The organism is Methylobacterium sp. J-072 (assembly GCF_022829425.1).
Classification (GTDB): domain Bacteria; phylum Pseudomonadota; class Alphaproteobacteria; order Rhizobiales; family Beijerinckiaceae; genus Methylobacterium.
The window spans coordinates 46,213-63,177 of sequence record NZ_JAKSYK010000192.1 but is presented as its reverse complement, the minus strand read 5'-3'; the positions used below and the strand labels follow the sequence as shown (position 1 = coordinate 63,177).

Here is a 16,965-nt window from a genome sequence, read left to right as displayed (position 1 = left end):
ACCGCATTCATGGAAGCGCGGCCCGGCGCTTGCTGGCGATCGGGAAGCGCGGACGCGAATCGGTGGCTTGCCCCGGCAAGTCCGCCTAGAGCATCGGCGGAGCGCCAAAACCTCAAGCTAAGACCTTCACCTGGACCGAGGGGACCGGATGACGAGCGAGACCAGCCGAGAGGAGGCGCGCCGGATCGCGCTGATCGGGGCACCGATCGAGGTCGGCACCAGCGAGCCCGGCGCGCTCATGGGCCCGGCAGCGCTCCGTACGGCCGGCCTCGCCCGGACCCTGTCCGATCTGGGCCACGCGGTGGTCGACCACGGCGACGTCGTCCCCGATGGCCCGGCCGACGGGCGCGGCCTGCAAGCCGTCGCGGCCTGGACCCGCGCCCTGTCTCGGGCGGTCGAGGCTGCCCTCGAGGCCGGCTCCGTGCCGCTCGCCGCCGGCGGCGACCACAGCCTGTCCCTCGGCTCGGTGGACGGAGCGATGCGCCACTGCGCCCGGGAGGGCCGACCGCTGTTCGTGCTGTGGCTCGACGCCCATGCCGATTTTAACACGCCCGAGACCTCGCCCTCGGGCAACGTCCACGGCATGCCGCTGGCGGCGCTCTGCGGCGAGCCGGGCTTCCCCAGCCTGTTCGCAGAACCGGTGCCGGCGCCGCTGCCGCCGGAGAACGTCCACCTGTTCGGCCTGCGCTCGATCGATGCCGGCGAGCGCGCCCTGGTGACCGCACGCCGGGTCGGCGTCACCGACATGCGCACGATCGACGAGTTCGGCGTCGTCGCCCCCCTGCGGCGCGTGCTCGACCGCGTGGCCCGGGACGGCGCGCATCTGCATGTCAGTCTCGACGTGGACTTCCTCGACCCGTCGATCGCGCCCGGTGTCGGCACCACCGTGCCGGGGGGCGCGACCTTCCGCGAGGCGCATCTGATCATGGAGATGCTGCACGATTCCGGCTTGGTCCGGTCCCTCGACGTGGTCGAGCTGAACCCGTTCCTGGACGATCGGGGGCGCAGCGCCCGGGTGCTGGTCGAGCTGGTGGCGAGCCTGTTCGGCCGGCGCATCCTGGATCGGCCAACCCCCGCGATCGAAGCCGTCGCGAGCGACCAAGCTGGCCGTCGCTGATGGAGGGCAGCCGAGGCGACGCTCATCGTTCACCCGAGGCGCCAGCGCGCCAGCGGTCGACTGGGCGCGTCCACCTGCGCGCCGGCCCATTCGGCGGCGCCGGCCCGACCCGAATCATCGATCTCTCGGAATCCGGCCCGTCGCGGCTGCGCTTTCCGCGCGGGGAGGGCGCGCTGGAGGCGGTGCTGGTCAACACCGCCGGCGGGGTCGCGTGCGGCGATGCCTTCACGATCGCCCTCGATCTCGCCCCGGGGGCCGATCTGGTCCTGACCACCACGGCGGCGGAAAAGATCTATCGCTCGGACGGGCCGGTAAGCCGGATCGAGAACCGCGTCACCCTAGGAGAGGGCGCCCGGCTGGCCTGGCTGCCGCAGGAGACGATCCTGTTCGATCGCGCCCGGGTGCGGCGGCACTTCGATGCGGATTTAGCCGAAGGCGCTGCCCTGCTCGCCGTCGAGATCGTGGCCTTCGGCCGCGCCGCCCGGGGCGAGCGGATCCAGGCGGGACTGTTCGCGGATGCCTGGCGCGTGCGCCGGGCCGGGCGGCTCGTCTACGCCGACAGCTTTTGGCTCGATGGCCCGATCTCCGATCTTCTGACGCGACCGGCGATCGGCGGCGGCGCGCGGGCCTGCGCGACCCTGCTCGACGTCGCCGACGGCGCCGAGGGCCGCCTGGACGAAGCCCGCGTTCTCTTGGAGCAGGCAACCACGCCGGGAATCGAGGCGGCGGCGAGCGCCTGGAACGGGCACCTCGTCATCCGGGCCCTGTCGGAGGCGGTCGGCCCCCTGCGCGGCCTCGTCGCCCGCGTCCTGGCCTCCTATCGCGATCGGCCGATGCCCCGAGTCTGGCAGAGCTGAAGAGCGCGGCGCCGGACCGGATAGCCTGACGGCCCCGACCACGATCATATTCCCGCGCAGAAGCCGCATCGCGACCGTTGCCTGCCGCCACCGACCTCTGCTAGAGACGCCCACCCGGAGCCGGCCGTCAGGCTCCGAGGGCGACGCCGCGGCGTCGCGACGAGGGGCCTCGTGGCGGAGTGGTTACGCAGAGGACTGCAAATCCTTGCACCCCGGTTCGATTCCGGGCGAGGCCTCCATCGTCTTTTTGATCAGCGCCGTTCAGATCAGGCCGCCGGCATTCCAGGTGCAGCGCACCTGGCCGAGCGATTGCCCCGGCCTCCGCATCAAGCCGCCGCGACCTGAGCCAGGAACGTCTCGATCGCCCGTTGCAGGCTGTGCGTGCCGGCATTCACCTGCAGGGCGCTCTGTCGGACATGCTCCGCCTGCTGCTCGTTCGAGGCCGCGGTGGCCCGCACGCCTGCGACGCTGTCCGAGACCTTTCGGGATTCCAGCGCCGCGCTGGTGATCGCGCGGGCGATCACCTGGCTCGACTGCCCCTGCTGGTCGGCCGCAACCGCGACCTCGGAGGCGATGGAGCTCATCTGCGCGATCGTCTGCCCGACCGTGCCGATCGAGCCGATCGCCCCGACCGTGTCGGCGGCGGCCGCCTGGATCGCCCCGATGTGGTGGGCGATGCGGTCGGTCGCCTGCGCGGTCTGCGCTGCCAGATCCTTGACCTCGGTGGCGACCACGGCGAAGCCGCGCCCCGCAGCACCGGCCCGCGCCGCCTCGATCGTGGCGTTGAGGGCGAGCATGTTGGTCTGCTGGGCGACCGCGCGGATCAGCGCGATCACGGTCCCGGCCTCGTCGGCGGCTTGGGACAGGGTCGTCACCGTCGCCACCAGCCCCTGCGTGTCGGAGAGCGCCGTCGACGCGATCACGCTCGTATGCCGGACCTGGCTCTCGATCTCCCGGGCCGCGACCGACAATTGCTCCGCGGCGCTGGCGATGCTGACGACGACGCCGGCGGTCTGGTCAGACGCCTCCGCGGCGACGGCCATCTGAGCGGTCGTCTCGCCGACGAGGCCGGAGAGCGCGTCGGCCGAGACCTGCATGGCCTCCGCCAAGGCGGCGAGATCCGCCACGGTGCGATGCGTCTCCTTCTCGAAGGCCCGGGTCGCCCCGGCCAGCCGCTCGGTCCGGACGAGGTCCCGCGCGGTGCGGGCGCGCGCGTCGCCGTCGAGGGTTCGCTTCTCGATCATCGCCGCCTGGAACGCCGCGATCGTATGCGCCATCTGGCCGATCGCGTCCTGCCGGTCAGTGAACGGAACCACGTTGTCGAGCCGATCCGCCGCCAGGGCCTGCATCGCGGATTTCAGCCTGGCCAAGGGCCGCTGGACCTGGGCGACGATGATCCAGATCGCGGCGAGCAGCCCCAGGGCGAGCGCTACCGCCGGCACCACGATCAACGCGAGGATCGCCCGGCTCTGCTCCAAGGTCGCGACCGTGCGCTGATCGTTGAGGCGGCCCAGCACCTCGCGACCGAGCGAGCCGATCTCTGCGATCATGCGCTCGCGGTTCTTCACCGTCGCCTCATCGGTGGCCTGGATCAGGGCTGCCTTCGGCGAGATCGTCAGGCCGAGCTCCGCCGTCTCGGTCTGGTAGGCGATGAATTCCTTCACGAACAGATCGAACTTGCGCCGGCGCTCCGGCGGAAGGTGATGCTCCATCGCCTCCAGGAACGGCCCCCGGACTTGCTCCACCGCAGCCAGGGCTTCCTGCAATGCGAACAGGCGCGTGCGCGCCTCGTTGGTGTCCTCGGCCGTGTAGAGCGCCGTGGCCTGCACGACCGCGTGCTCGATGGCCTGGCCCAGCGCACCGGCCTGAAGGCCGGCATTCCAGATCCTGTCCGTGACAGCGGCGCGCTCCTGCTCCCACAGTGATTGACGCACGGCGAAGGCCGAGATTCCGACTGCGACGAAGCCCAGCAGGCCGACGACCGCCGCCAGCTTGAAACCGAAAGAATTGCGCATCTGAAACACGAGAACCTTCTCAATCGTACCGACGCGCGATGGCGTCGTCGCAATGCAATGTATTGATGGGCGCGTCTTCGCTCCCGCGATCATCCGGTGATCAGTCGGAAAGCGCGTCCGGGCCTCAAGAAGCGCGCGACAGCCGCCGTCGAACGCGGATCAGCTATCGGCAGGGCGAAGCCTCAGCCCGATTGGCGTGGCGAGGACGGCGATGACGGGATAGCTCCGTCGGACTGGAGATCGGCAATGCAGACATGGGTGGGCAAGTCAGGTTGTCGAGGCTGATTTCAGCACGGCTATAGAGATACCGCCACAAACCTTAGCACGTCAATACACGCGAAAGTTGTCAATATTTGAAAATTGAGTTGATAAGTATCGGCTGAATTTTAATGCGCGTTTCTTTACAATATTGACCATCGTCATTTCTGTGAACGGTCAAACGACAGATGCCGAATTGGCATGCGGAATCGGAAACATCCGCGCCCTACGCCTTTGAGTTTCGCGTTCAGGGACATTGCTGTCGGGATGAGGCGCGGCCGACGGATTGAGCAGCCTGGCTCACGCACCGGCGAAGGCGACCGGGATCGGCCTGCGCACCGCGAGGCCGGGGCGGTGCCCGGCAGGGTGGCGGCGAAGGCTAACGGATTCACACATCGGGTCCGTTAGCAAGCGCTTGCTGCACCAAGCTTTTCCCCTCCCCCTTGCGGGGAGGGGCCAGGGGTGGGGGTGGTGCAGGAGCGAGCCTGACGGTGCCTTCTGAACCACCCCCACCTCCAACTCCTCCCCGCAAGGGGGAGGAGAGCCCGTCCCGCCTTCCGCGAGCCGATGGGTGAATATCCTAGGCGGCGAAGGAGGGCGCCGTTCGGCCGTATCGGCTGAACGGCGCGTCGCCGAAACGGATGCCGGTTCGGCGACTGCGAGCGGGTCACATCAAAGGCGGGGCCATATCAAAGACTTGGACCCATCCTCGACCGCGTCGAGACGCGGCGACGCGCCTCAGGCGGCGTGAACCTGCCCCAGGAAGGTCTCGATCGCCTGCTGCAGGGTCCGGGTCCCGGTGCTGACCCGGGAGGCGCTGCCCCGAACCTGCTCGGCCTGGACCTCGTTGGAGGTCGCGGCGGCGCGCACGCCCCCGACGCTCTCCGAGACCTTGTGGGAATCCGCCGCCGCACCCGCGATGGCGCGGGCGATCTCCTGGCTGGCGGCACCCTGCTGATCCGCCGCCTGGGCCACCTCCGAGGCGATGACGCTCATCCGGGCGATGGTCTCGCCGATCGACCCGATGGCGTCGACCGTGTTGGACGCGGCGCCCTGGATCGCCCCGACCTGCCCGGTGATGCGGTCGGTGGCGAGCGCCGTCTGGCCGGCCAGCGCCTTCACTTCGGCGGCCACCACGGCGAAGCCGCGCCCCGCAGCCCCGGCGCGGGCCGCCTCGATCGTGGCGTTGAGGGCGAGCAGGTTGGTCTGCTCGGCCACCGTGCGGATCAGGGTCACGACGGCGTCGATCTCGGCCGCGGCCTGCGACAGGCTGGAGACCGTGACTTCGAGTTGCTTGGTATCGTTGAGGGCTGTCGCCGCGATCTCGCTCGTGTGCCGGACCCGCGCCTCGATCTCCCGGGCGGAGGCTGCGAACTCCTCGGCAGCACTGGCGATGCTGTCGACGATGCCGGCGGTCTGGCTCGAGGCCCCCGCCACCACGGCGGCCCGGGCGGCCATGTCCCCGGCCGTGCCGGTCAGCGTCGCGGCCGCCTCCTGCATCGAGTCCGCCGATCCGGCGAGGTCCGCCACCGCGCGATGCGTCTCGCCCTCGAAGGCCCGGGTCGCCGCGGCCAGCTGCTCGGTCCGGACGCGGTCACGGTCGCGGCGGGCCTGCGCTTCGGCGTCGAGCCCGCGCTTCTCAAGCAAGGCGGTCTGGAAGCCCGCGATGGCGTCGGCCATCTCGCCGATCTCGTCCCGGCGGTGGGTGAACGGGATGGTGCGGCCGAGGTCGTTGGCCGCCAGGGCGGTCATGCTGGCCTTCAGGCGGTCGAGCGGCCTCTTGACCTGACTGAGGATGATCCAGATCGCGGCGAGCAGTCCGAGGGCGAGCGCGACGGCCGGCACGACGATCAACGCCAAACGGGCCTGGCGGCGATCCGCGGCGTCTGCGGCGCGCCGCTCGTTGAGGCGGGCCAGAACCTCGCGCCCGAGCAGGCCGATCTCGGTGATCATGTGCTCGCGGTTCTTCACCGTCGCCTCGTCGGTGGCCTGGATCAGGGCCGCCTTGGGCGAGATCGTCAGGCCGAGCTCGGCGGTGTCGGTCTGGTAGGCGATGAATTCCTTCACGAACAGGTCGAACCGGCGGCGCCGGTCCGGCGGCAATTGATCCTCCATCGCCTCCAGGAACGGCACGCGGACCTGCTCCACCGCCGCCAGGGCGTCGTGAAGCGCGGACAAGCGCGTGCGCGCCTCCGCCGTGTCGTCGGCGGTGTAGAGGGCCGTGGCTTGCACGACCGCGTGCTCGATCGCCTGGCCCAGCGCACCGGCCTGGAGGCCGGCGTTCCAGATCTTGTCCGTGGCGGCGGCGCGCTCCTGCTCCCAGAGCGATTGGCGAATGGCGAAGGCCGAAATGCCGACCGCCACGAAGCCTAGCAGGCCGACGACCGCCGTCAGCTTGAGGCCGAGAGAGATGCGCATGAGAAGGAGACCGGTTTCGGGACGAATCGATGGACGGGGTCGTACTATAGCAACGCTTGCGCCGGCGTTAAATATAGCCGGCAAACGCGTATCGCTTATACTTCGATTTTTGAACTATAATTGATGATCACGAAGACAAAATGCGCGTCAGGATTACACAAATCACGCTCGAAATCTTCGATCATCGCATCATCTTGGCGGCGGGAAACCTGACCTTCGCGGTGCGGCTCCACTGTCCGATTGCGCGACGGGGCCATCTCAAACGGAATGCGCCAGGATCACGCGCGCCGCGACGGCGACGATTAGGAACCCGATCAGCGATAGGCCGATGTAGTCGGGCATGCGGCTCCCGCGCTCGCGATCGGCCTCGAAGACCTCATGGGTGCCATCGGGATCGTGCACCCTCGTCAAGCCTCCGGAGACGAGGCGAACGAGCCCCTGCGGTCTAATCCTACGCGTGAAACCCGATCGCGCCGGATGTCGGCGTATCGCCGGTCGAGGGCCGCGGCATGGACGGTGGACACGGCGGACGGGCCTTTTGGATCGAGACTGAGTGGGACGGGCATCGGACCGCGCTGCATTCGGCGGCCCGACCCCTAGGTGGCGGCCATGACGGCGGGATGACCCCGCTGCATCGCACCGGAACCCGCGCGCCGAATCCAATCCGGCCGCGGTTGCACGCTCCATCCGGCCGGCGCCTGAACGGCATGTTGCAGAAAGGCAACATCTCTGCCGTTTGAGCGCCGGCAAAACACCCCATCGAGCGGTTCACAGAGGGCACGCGCTCACGAAGCCCGTCGATCACGCCAATCAGGGTCTTGCGTCCCGCGAGAGCGGTGTGTAGAGACCCGCTCGTGATCCCCGATAGCTCAGTTGGTAGAGCAGGCGACTGTTAATCGCCTTGTCGCAGGTTCGAGTCCTGCTCGGGGAGCCATCAGCCTTCCAAGATCCTCAAAACGTTGCGCTTTTAGCTTTCGCTCCCGCACCGGGTTGCGAGGTGCGGGAATAGCGTTCGCGTTTCAGTGGTCGCATCGTGCGGCAGTGCTGTTCGTATCGGCATCACAATGCGGCAAGACCCGTTCCAGGACGGCCGCGCCTGACTTGCGGATCCTAACGCGACACTTACGCGATTGGCCCGGTTTCCCGCTCGAACCCTCACGCGTCCCGGCCCAGCTTGAGGCCGCGGTCCCCGGAGGATCGCGGCAACCCCAGACGTCCGATGTCGCCCACCCTTCACATCATCGCCCCGGCGGGGGAGACCGCCCGGTTCGTCGTCGGGCAGGATCCCGAGGGCCATTGGGTGGCCGTCGAGATCCATGGGCGGGCCGGCGGGTTGTTTCGGAGCCGGGAGGCCGCGGTCGATTACGCTGTGGGCGAGACCGACCACCGGCCCGATGCCGTATCGCTCTCCGCGGAGCGCATCGAACTGCGGCTGTGAAGGCTGGCGGCGCGGCGCCTCAGCGCCCGCTTTCCCCAACGGGCGGCCTGAGCGTCGGCTCGTCGTCGGGGGCGCGCAGGCGGTAGCCGACGCCGGTCTCGGTGAGGAGGAGGCGCGGGCGCTCGGGGTCGGCCTCCAGCTTCTGCCGGAGCTGGCGCATGTAGACCCGCAGGTATTGCGGATCGGAGGAGACCGAGACCGCCTGCATAAGCTGCGCGTGGGTCAGCACCTTGCCGGCATGCATCACCAGCACGCGCAGGAAATCGTATTCCCGTGGGGTCAATTTCACCTCGGCCTCGTCGACCTTCACGATGCGCCGGACCAGGTCGATTGAGAGCCGGTCGACCCGAAAGATCGGGCGCTCGCCCTGGACGGCGAGTTGGTGGCGCAGGGCGGCGCGCAGGCGGGCGAGCAGCTCGGCCATGCCGAAGGGCTTGGTGACGTAATCGTCGGCGCCGAGATCCAGCGCCTCGACCTTGCCGCCCTCGTCGGTGCGGCTCGACAGCACCACCACGGGCAGCTCCGGATGGCGCGCCCGGATCGTGCGCAGCAGGTCGTGGCCGCGCATGTCCGGCAGGCCGAGATCTAGGATGACGAGATCGACTCGGTCGCGGCCCAGCACCTCCAGGGCGGCGGCGGCGTTGGGCGCCTCCAGGATGGCGTAGCCCTGCGTGGAGAGCCCCGTGCGCAGCAGCTTCCGGATCGGCGGCTCGTCGTCGATGACCAGGATGGTCGGGCTCATGCGGCGATGTCCTTCGGCGCGGTCCGGGCCGGAACCGGCAGCGTCACGGTGAAGACGGCGCCGCTGCGGTCGCGCCGGTTGGCGGCGGTGACGGTGCCGCCCATGGCCTCGATGAAGCCGCGGGCGATGGCGAGCCCCAGCCCGGTGCCGGCCCGGACCCGGTCGCTCTTGCGCACCCGGTAGAACTTGTCGAACACCCGCTCGACGTCCGTCTCCGGCAGGCCGTCGCCCTCATCCAGGATGTCGAGGCGCACCCGGCCGCCCTCCCGGAGGGCCCGGACCGTGACCGTCGAGCCCGCCGGGGCGTATTTGGCGGCGTTGTCGAGCAGGTTGACCAGCACCTGCTCGAACAGGACTGGGTCGAGCCGGAGCACCGGCAGGTCGGGGGCCAGATCGACCGCGACGCGATGGTCGGAGAGCACCGCCTCGACCCGGCGTAGCGCGGTGTCGACGGTCTCGGCGACGTCCTGCGGTGCGAGGTTCGGGGCGACGGCGCCGGCTTCCAGGCGGGTCATGTCGAGCAGGTTGGCGATGAAGCGGTTCAGCCGCTCGGATTCGGCGATGATCGTCGCCAACAGGTCGGCCTTCGCCTCGGGAGGCAGGTCGGCGTCAAGGTCGCGCAGGGTGCTGGCCGCCCCGAGCACCGAGGCCAGGGGGGTCCGCAGGTCGTGGCTGATCGAGGTCAGGAGGGCCTGGCGCAGGCGGTCGGTCTCGGCGGCGCGCTCGGCCCGGTCGAGATCCTCCACCAGCCGCACCCGCTCGATGGCCAGCGCGCCCATATCGGCGAGCGCGTCGAGCAGGCGCCGTCCCTCGGGGGTCAGGATCGGCCCGGCGCCGTCCGCGTCGAGACCGATCACCCCGATCGTGCCGCGGCCGGTCCGCATCGGCAGGAACAGCCGCTTGGCGCCCGGCAACGTGTCGGCGCCGCGCCCGGCCGGGCGGTCGTTGTCGAAGGCCCATTGGGCCGCCGCGAGATCGGCGGCGTCCAGCCTGTCCTCCGGCGGGTAGCCGGCCCGCACGGTAACGGCCTTGCCGTCCGGCAGCAGCAGGACCACCCGGACCCTCAGCATGGCGGCCACCTGCGCGCAGGTCGCCCAGAGCACGTCGTCGAGGGTGCCGCAGCCCGCGAGCTTGCGCGAGAACCCGAACAGCCGCTCGGTGGACTTGGCCCGCCCCTGGCTCACCATGGCGATCCGGCGGGCGCGGGCGGCGAGGTTCGAGACCAGCACGGCGACCAGGGTGAACAGCAGGAAGGCCGCGACGTTGGTCGGGTCGGCGATGGTGAAGGTGTAGACCGGCGGCAGGAAGAAGAAGTTGTAGGCGAGCGAGGCCGACACCACCGCCGCAAGCGACGGCCCGAGGCCCCAGCGCACCGCCACCGCGACCACGCCGGTCAGCAGCATCAGGTCGGCATTCTCGAGGCCGGTATAGGGCTGGAGCAGCAGCGCCGCGCCGAGCGCCGCCGCGGTCGCCAGCAGCGCCATCAGGTAGGGGCCTGGGGCGACAGTCGCGGCCGGGGCGGCGGTGGCCACCGGCCGGCGCGACGGAGCCTCCGCCGGCACGGCCTCGCCCGGCACCACGTGGACGCTGATATTGCCGCTGCGGCGCACGAGGTCGTGGACCACCGAGCCGTTCACCAGCTCGAACAGCCAGGAGCGCGCCGCCTTGCCGACCACGATGTGGTTGACGTTGGCCGAGCGGGCATAGGCCAGGATGTCGTCGGCGACGCGCCGGCCGCCGGGCAGGGTGACGGCGTCGCCCCCGAGCCGGTCGGCGAGCCGCAGGGTCTCGGCGATCCGGTCGCGCTCCGCCTCGCTGCGGCTGCCCGCGCGTGGCGCCTCGATGAACAGCGCCGTCCAGGGGGCGTGCAGCCGGTCGGCGACGCGCTTGGCGTAGCGCACGAGGCCGGCCGAGCGCGGATCCGCGCTGATGCAGACCAGTACCCGCTCGCCGGCGCTCCAGGGCCCCGCGATGGCATTGGCCTGCATGTGGCTGAGCAGCTCGTCGTCGACCCGGTCGGCGGTGCGGCGCAGGGCGAGCTCGCGCAGGGCCGTGAGGTTGCCGCGGGAAAAGTAGTGTTTCAGGGCGCGCTCGGCGTTGGTCGGGACGTAGACCTTGCCGTCCTTCAGGCGCTGGATCAGGTCGTCCGGGTTGAGGTCGACCACCTCGATATCGTCCGCCCGGTCCAGGATGCCGTCCGGCACGGTCTCGCGGACGCGGATGCGGGTGATCTGCGCGACCACGTCGTTGAGGCTCTCGACATGCTGGATGTTGAGCGTCGTGTAGACGTCGATGCCGGCATCGAGCAGCTCCTCGACATCCTGGTAGCGCTTCGGGTGGCGCGAGCCCGGCGCGTTGGTGTGGGCGAGTTCGTCGACGAGCGCCAGCGCCGGCCTGCGGGCCAGGAGGGCGTCGAGATCCATCTCGTCGAGCGTGGTGCCGTGATAGGGCACGGCGCGGCGCGGAATGACCGTGAAACCGTCGAGCAGGGCCTCGGTCTCGGCCCGGCCGTGAGTCTCGACGATGCCGGCCACCACGTCGATGCCGGCCCTGGCCCTGGCTCGGCCGATGGTGAGCATCTCGTAGGTCTTGCCGACCCCGGGGGCGGCGCCCAGAAACACCTTCAGCCGGCCGCGGGTGCGCGAGTCCCGGCGGGCCGCTTCGAGCAGCGCCTCGGGGGTGGGGCGGGTCGGATCGCGGCCGGTCTCGGACATGGTTTTTTCGGGGGTGACCGCGGTCAGCTTGGCAATCGCGAGGTCCGCATCCGGCCGTATGGCGGACCCGTCATTCTCGCACGCGTCAACCTTTTGCGCGATGCGGATCGCGGGCTGGACGGACGCGCCTCCCGGTCAAAACATGCCATTCGGGTTGGCGGAGGTCTCCGGCAGGACTTGCAGGACGTCCCAATGCTCGACGATCTTTCCGTCATCATCGAGCCGGAAGAGATCCATGGTCGCGTAGTCATCGCCGCCCGGCCAGTGCTGATGGCAGTGCAGGACGACGAAGTCACCCTCGGCGATGGCGCGCTTGATCGCGACGCGCTTACCCGGCCATTCCCGCGCCATGCGTTCGAAATACGCAATGAACCCGTCTTTCCCGGTCGCCACATGCGGATTGTGCTGGATGTACGCAGCACCCGCATAACGCTCGATTGCCTCGCGCGGCTGACACGCGTTGAACATCAGCTCATAGAAGGCGATCACATCCGCCTTTCTTTGCACAAGGTCGCTCATGACGTCTCTCGCGTCTGCGTGACCGAAGCGGATCCCGGATCGGCGCAAGCGAACGCGTGGCGATCGGCAAAGGCCCTGGGTCGGCGGTCCGCCGATCAACATACCATCGTGGGCAGCCTGCAAATACCAAGCGGCCCAACCGATGGATCTGTCTTGGCGTGGAAGAGCCGCCCATGATGGTCCCTCAACGCGCACCCAGACCATCCAGCGCAAGGTTCAACGCCAGCACGTTGACCCGCGTCTCGCCGAGCAGCCCGAGCGTGCGGCCCTCGGTCTGCTCGGCGACGAGCCGGCGAACCCGATCCTCGGGCAGGTTGCGGGCCTTGGCGACCCGGGGCACCTGGAACAGGGCGGCGTCGGGCGAGATGTCCGGATCGAGGCCCGACCCGCTGGTGGTGACGAGGTCCACCGGGACCGGGTGGCCGGGATTCTCCGCCTGCAGCGCGTCGCGGTCGCCCCTGACCCGCTCGGCCAGCGCGGCGCTGGTCGGGCCGAGATTGGAGCCCGCGGAATTGGACGCGTTGTAGGGCGCCGGCACGGTCTTCGACGGGTCGGTCGGGTCGGCGGCGCTCGTGGCCGAGGGCCGGCCATGGAAGTAGGTGGCGCCGGTGAAGTTCTGGCCGATCAGGCTTGAGCCGACGACATGGCCGTCGCGCTCGATCAGGCTGCCGGCGGCACGCGCCGGGAAGATCAGGCCGGCGAGGCCGGTCACGGCGAGCGGGTAGGCGAGGCCGGTGATCGCCGTCAGGACGGTGAGCAGGACCAGGGCGGGGCGAAGCTGGCTGAGCATGGCGGGTCTCTTGCGGGTCGGTTCAGACGAGGTGCAGGGCGTTGACGGCGAGGTCGATGGCCTTGATGCCGGCGAACGGCACCAGGACGCCGCCGAGCCCGTAGATCAGCAGGTTCCGGCGCAGCAGCGCGGCGGCGCCCACGGCGCGGTAGGTCACGCCCCGCAGGGCCAGCGGGATCAGCGCCACGATGATCAGGGCGTTGAAGATGATCGCCGACAGAATCGCGCTCTGCGGCGACGCGAGGCCCATGACGTTGAGCGTCTGGAGCTGCGGGTAGAGCCCAAGGAACATCGCCGGGATGATCGCAAAGTACTTCGCCACGTCGTTGGCGATGGAGAAGGTGGTCAGCGCCCCCCGGGTCATCAGCAATTGCTTGCCGATGCCGACGATCTCGATGAGCTTGGTCGGGTCGGAATCGAGATCGACCATGTTGCCGGCCTCGCGGGCCGCCACCGTGCCGGTGTTCATCGCGACGCCGACATCGGCCTGGGCCAGCGCCGGGGCGTCGTTGGTGCCGTCGCCGCACATGGCGACGAGCTTGCCCTGGGCCTGCTCGGCGCGGATCAGCGCCAGCTTGTCCTCCGGGGTGGCCTGGGCGAGGAAGTCGTCGACGCCGGCCTCCGCGGCGATGGCGGCGGCGGTCATCGGGTTGTCGCCGGTGATCATCACCGTGCGGATGCCCATCCGGCGCAGCTCCGCGAAGCGCTCGCGGATGCCGCCCTTCACGATGTCTTTCAGGTAGACGACACCGAGCAGCCGGCCGTCCCGGGCCACCGCCAGCGGCGTGCCGCCGGCCTTGGCGATCGTCTCGGCGATGGCGCGGATCTCGGCGACGGAGTCGGGCTCCGCCTCCGGCTGGTAGGCCAGCGCCGCGTTCGAGCCCCGGCTTGCCATCGGCTGCACAGAGACCGAGGCGATCACCGCCTCGACCGCGCCCTTGCGGATCGAGACGCCGTCGAGATCGACGCCGCTCATGCGCGACTGGGCGGTGAACGGCACGAAGCTGGCATTGAGGCCCGCCATGTCCCGGGCCCGGATGCCGTAGGCCTCCTTGGCAAGCACCACGATCGAGCGGCCCTCCGGCGTCTCGTCGGCGAGCGAGGCGAGCTGGGCCGCGTCGGCGAGATCGGCCGCACTCACCTCGGCGACCGGCCGGAACTCCGTAGCCTGGCGGTTGCCCAGGGTGATCGTGCCTGTCTTGTCCAGGAGCAGCGTATCGACGTCGCCCGCCGCCTCGACCGCCCGGCCCGACAAGGCGAGCACGTTGAAGCGCACCAGCCGGTCCATGCCGGCGATGCCGATGGCCGAGAGCAGGGCGCCGATCGTCGTCGGGATCAGGGTGACGAACAGCGCGACCAGCACGATCAGCGGGATCGCGCCGCCGGCATAGGACGCGAAGCTCGGGATCGAGGCCACCGCGAACACGAAGACCAGGGTCAGCCCGGCGAGCAGGATGTTGAGGGCGATCTCGTTCGGGGTCTTCTGCCGGGACGCGCCCTCGACCAGGGCGATCATCCGGTCGACGAAGGTCGAGCCGGCGGCCGCGGTGATCCGCACCCGGATCTGATCGGAGAGCACCTGCGTGCCGCCGGTCACCGCCGAGCGGTCGCCGCCGGATTCGCGGATCACGGGGGCGGATTCGCCGGTGATTGCCGCCTCGTTGACCGAGGCGACGCCCTGGATGACCTCGCCGTCGGAGGGGATCAGGTCGCCGGCTTCGACCAGCACCACGTCGCCGACCTTGAGGCTGGTGCCCGGGACGGTCTCGTAGCGCTCGCCCGGGCCGGTGAGGCGCTTGGCCATCGTCTCGGTGCGGGTGCGCCGCAGGCTGTCGGCCTGGGCCTTGCCGCGGCCCTCGGCCAGGGCCTCGGCGAAGTTGGCGAAGACCAGGGTGAACCACAGCCACAGGATGATCTGGCCGGAGAACAGCAGGTCGCCGGCGCCGGTGGCGACGTCGCGGAGGAACAGCACGGTGGTGAGCGCGGCCACGACCTCGACCACGAACAGGACCGGGCTGCGGATCATCGCGCGCGGATCGAGTTTTTTCACGGAGCCGACGAGGGCCGGTCCGACGAGGGCGAGGCTGAACAGGGAAGCGGTCTGACGGGACATGGAGCGGGTGTCCGAAGCGGGGCGGGGAGGCGCGGGCGCGCCTCGGGATGTCAGGGGGCCGAGGTGCCAGCGGTGAGCGCCCAAGCCGCCATCAGCGCCAGGGACGCGAGCAGCAGGACGCCGAGCAGCGCCAGAACGAGATCGGAGGTCCGCGGCGGCGGCGCGCCGGCCCGGTGCCGGGGCGGTGGCGCCCGGTGCAGCATCAGGTGATGGCGCGGCATCCGCCGGGTCGGCAGGGTGCGCGGCATCTCAGCCTCCTGTCGCGAAGGTCTGGCCGGCGGCGCCGGCGAGGTGCTCGACCACCGGCCCCAGCGCTAGGGACGGGAAGAAGGTCAGCCCGCCGACGATCAGGATCACGCCGACCAAGAGCCCGATGAACAGCCCGCCATGGGTCGGGAAGGTGCCGGCCGAGGCCGGCAGGGTCTTCTTGGCGGCGAGCGAACCCGCGATGGCGAGCACCGGGATCTTCACGAAGAACCGGCCGACCAGCATCGCGAGGCCCAGCGTGCTGTTGTAGAACAGGGTGTTGGCCGTGAGCCCGCCGAAGGCCGAGCCGTTGTTGGCCGCCGCCGAGGTGTAGGCGTAGAGGATCTCGGTGAAGCCGTGCGGCCCGGCATTGGCCGGCCCGGCGAGGCCTGCCGGCAGCACGGTGGCCAGCGCGGTTCCGCCGAGCATCATCAGCGGCAGGCACAGGATGCCGAGCATCGCCATCTTCACCTCCCGCGCCTCGATCTTCTTGCCGAGGTATTCGGGGGTGCGCCCGACCATCAGGCCGGCCACGAAGATCGCCACGATCACGAAGACCAGCATGCCGTAGAGGCCGGCCCCGACGCCGCCGATGACGATCTCGCCGAGCTGCATGTTGATCAGCGGGATCATGCCGCCGAGCGCCGTGAAGCTGTCGTGCATGGCGTTGACCGCGCCGCAGGAGGCCGCAGTCGTGACGACCGCGAACAGGGCCGAGGCACTGATCCCGAAGCGGATCTCCTTGCCTTCGAGATTGCCGCCGGCGAATCCGAGGCCGTTGAGCACGGAACTGCCCTGCGCCTCGGCCCAGTAGGTGATGAAGACGCCCGCCAGGAACAGGATCCCCATGGCGCCGAGGATCGCCCAGCCCTGGCGCTCGTCCCCGACCATGCGGCCGAACACGTTGGTGAGCGCGGCGCCGATCGCGAAGATCGAGACCATCTGGACGAAGTTCGACAGCGCCGTCGGGTTCTCGAACGGGTGCGCGGCGTTGGCGTTGAAGAAGCCGCCGCCATTGGTGCCGAGCATCTTGATCGCCACCTGGCTCGCCACCGGGCCGATCGCGATACTCTGCTTGGCCCCCTCCAGGGTGGTCGCGTCGATCGAGGCGCCGAGCGTCTGCGGCACGCCCTGCCAGACCAGGAACAGAGCGTAGGGGATGCAGAGCGGCACCAGCACGTAGAGGGTGGCCCGGGTGACATCGACCCAGAACGAGCCGATCGTGCCGGAGGAGGCCCGCGCGAAGCCGCGGATCAGCGCCACGGCCACGGCGATGCCGGTGGCAGCCGACAGGAAGTTCTGGTGCGTCAGCCCGAGCATCTGGGCGAGATACGAGAGCGTGGTCTCGCCGCCGTAGGATTGCCAGTTGGTGTTGGTGACGAAGCTCGTCGCCGTGTTGAAGGCGAGGTCCGGCGCCACAGCGGCTTGCTCGGCCGGGTTCAGCGGCAGGAGCGCCTGCAGCCGCAGGATCGCGTAAAGCAGGGCGAAGCCGAGCAGGTGGAACAGGATCACGCCGCCGGCATAGGCGAGCCAGTGCTGCTCCTGCCGTGGGTCGATGCCGGCGGCGCGGTAGAAGCCGCGCTCCACCGGCGCCAGGATCGGCGAGAGCCAGGTGCGCTCGCCGTTGAAGACGCGCGTCATGTAAAGCCCGAGGGGCTTCACCAGCGCCAAGACGACCGCGCAGTACAGCGCGATCTGCATCCAGCCGTTGAGGGTCATGGGAAGTATCCGTCCGAGC

13 protein-coding genes and 2 tRNA genes are annotated in these 16,965 nt (G+C 69.9%); 5 read left to right on the top strand and 10 right to left on the bottom strand.

All coding sequences use genetic code 11. The features are described from left to right. Positions 1-148: 148 nt before the first annotated feature. The 3 genes from rocF (at position 149) to MKK67_RS24055 (ending at position 2,213) form a co-directional block, all read left to right on the top strand. Positions 149-1,117, top strand: coding sequence for an arginase (gene rocF, locus MKK67_RS24065; protein WP_243970233.1), 969 nt, complete (start codon positions 149-151; stop codon positions 1,115-1,117). Further along, the gene (locus MKK67_RS24060; RefSeq protein WP_243970231.1) at positions 1,117-1,974 is read left to right on the top strand and encodes an urease accessory protein UreD; all 858 of its coding nucleotides are present in this window, start codon (positions 1,117-1,119) and stop codon (positions 1,972-1,974) included. Before rocF ends, MKK67_RS24060 begins: the two co-directional genes overlap by 1 nt. Positions 1,975-2,139: 165 nt before the next feature. Beyond that, a tRNA-Cys gene (locus tag MKK67_RS24055) sits at positions 2,140-2,213 on the top strand. Positions 2,214-2,300: 87 nt separating this feature from the next. Here MKK67_RS24055 and MKK67_RS24050 read toward each other — a convergent pair. From MKK67_RS24050 to MKK67_RS24040, 3 genes are all read right to left on the bottom strand, one after another. Further along, entirely contained in the window at positions 2,301-3,989 is a 1,689-nt protein-coding gene (locus MKK67_RS24050; protein WP_243970229.1) for a methyl-accepting chemotaxis protein, read from the bottom strand. Between the two features lie 996 nt (positions 3,990-4,985). Next, complete coding sequence (locus MKK67_RS24045; RefSeq protein ID WP_243970227.1) at positions 4,986-6,665, bottom strand: methyl-accepting chemotaxis protein; 1,680 nt, start codon at positions 6,663-6,665, stop codon at positions 4,986-4,988. A gap of 258 nt (positions 6,666-6,923) precedes the next feature. Continuing rightward, positions 6,924-7,067 carry a hypothetical protein gene (locus tag MKK67_RS24040; RefSeq protein WP_243970225.1) on the bottom strand — a complete coding sequence of 48 codons (144 nt, stop codon included), beginning with the start codon at positions 7,065-7,067 and terminating at the stop codon, positions 6,924-6,926. 456 nt (positions 7,068-7,523) lie between these two features. Here MKK67_RS24040 and MKK67_RS24035 point away from each other — a divergent pair. After that, positions 7,524-7,599: transfer RNA gene (locus MKK67_RS24035), tRNA-Asn, on the top strand. 285 nt (positions 7,600-7,884) lie between these two features. Next, on the top strand, positions 7,885-8,103 hold the full coding sequence (locus MKK67_RS24030) for a hypothetical protein (RefSeq protein WP_243970222.1): 219 nt from the start codon (positions 7,885-7,887) through the stop codon (positions 8,101-8,103). A 19-nt stretch (positions 8,104-8,122) separates the two neighbouring features. Here the strand turns inward: MKK67_RS24030 and MKK67_RS24025 are convergent, their stop codons facing one another. The 7 genes from MKK67_RS24025 to kdpA form a co-directional block, all read right to left on the bottom strand. After that, on the bottom strand, positions 8,123-8,845 hold the full coding sequence (locus MKK67_RS24025; RefSeq protein ID WP_243970220.1) for a response regulator: 723 nt from the start codon (positions 8,843-8,845) through the stop codon (positions 8,123-8,125). Next, positions 8,842-11,559 carry a sensor histidine kinase gene (locus MKK67_RS24020; RefSeq protein ID WP_243970218.1) on the bottom strand — a complete coding sequence of 906 codons (2,718 nt, stop codon included), beginning with the start codon at positions 11,557-11,559 and terminating at the stop codon, positions 8,842-8,844. Before MKK67_RS24020 ends, MKK67_RS24025 begins: the two co-directional genes overlap by 4 nt. A 135-nt stretch (positions 11,560-11,694) precedes the next feature. Continuing rightward, a complete protein-coding gene (locus tag MKK67_RS24015; RefSeq protein WP_243970217.1) occupies positions 11,695-12,078 on the bottom strand; it encodes a nuclear transport factor 2 family protein in 384 nt (127 codons plus the stop codon). 184 nt (positions 12,079-12,262) lie between these two features. Continuing rightward, positions 12,263-12,868 (bottom strand): K(+)-transporting ATPase subunit C, encoded by a 606-nt coding sequence (locus MKK67_RS24010; protein ID WP_243970215.1) that lies wholly within the window; start codon positions 12,866-12,868, stop codon positions 12,263-12,265. A gap of 22 nt (positions 12,869-12,890) precedes the next feature. Beyond that, positions 12,891-14,981, bottom strand: a complete 2,091-nt coding sequence (gene kdpB / locus MKK67_RS24005) for a potassium-transporting ATPase subunit KdpB (RefSeq protein WP_243970213.1) — start codon at positions 14,979-14,981, stop codon at positions 12,891-12,893. Between the two features lie 50 nt (positions 14,982-15,031). Continuing rightward, positions 15,032-15,229, bottom strand: a complete 198-nt coding sequence (locus tag MKK67_RS24000) for a hypothetical protein (RefSeq protein WP_243970211.1) — start codon at positions 15,227-15,229, stop codon at positions 15,032-15,034. 1 nt (position 15,230) lies between these two features. After that, the gene (gene kdpA, locus MKK67_RS23995) at positions 15,231-16,946 is read right to left on the bottom strand and encodes a potassium-transporting ATPase subunit KdpA (RefSeq protein ID WP_243970209.1); all 1,716 of its coding nucleotides are present in this window, start codon (positions 16,944-16,946) and stop codon (positions 15,231-15,233) included. Positions 16,947-16,965: the final 19 nt, after the last annotated feature.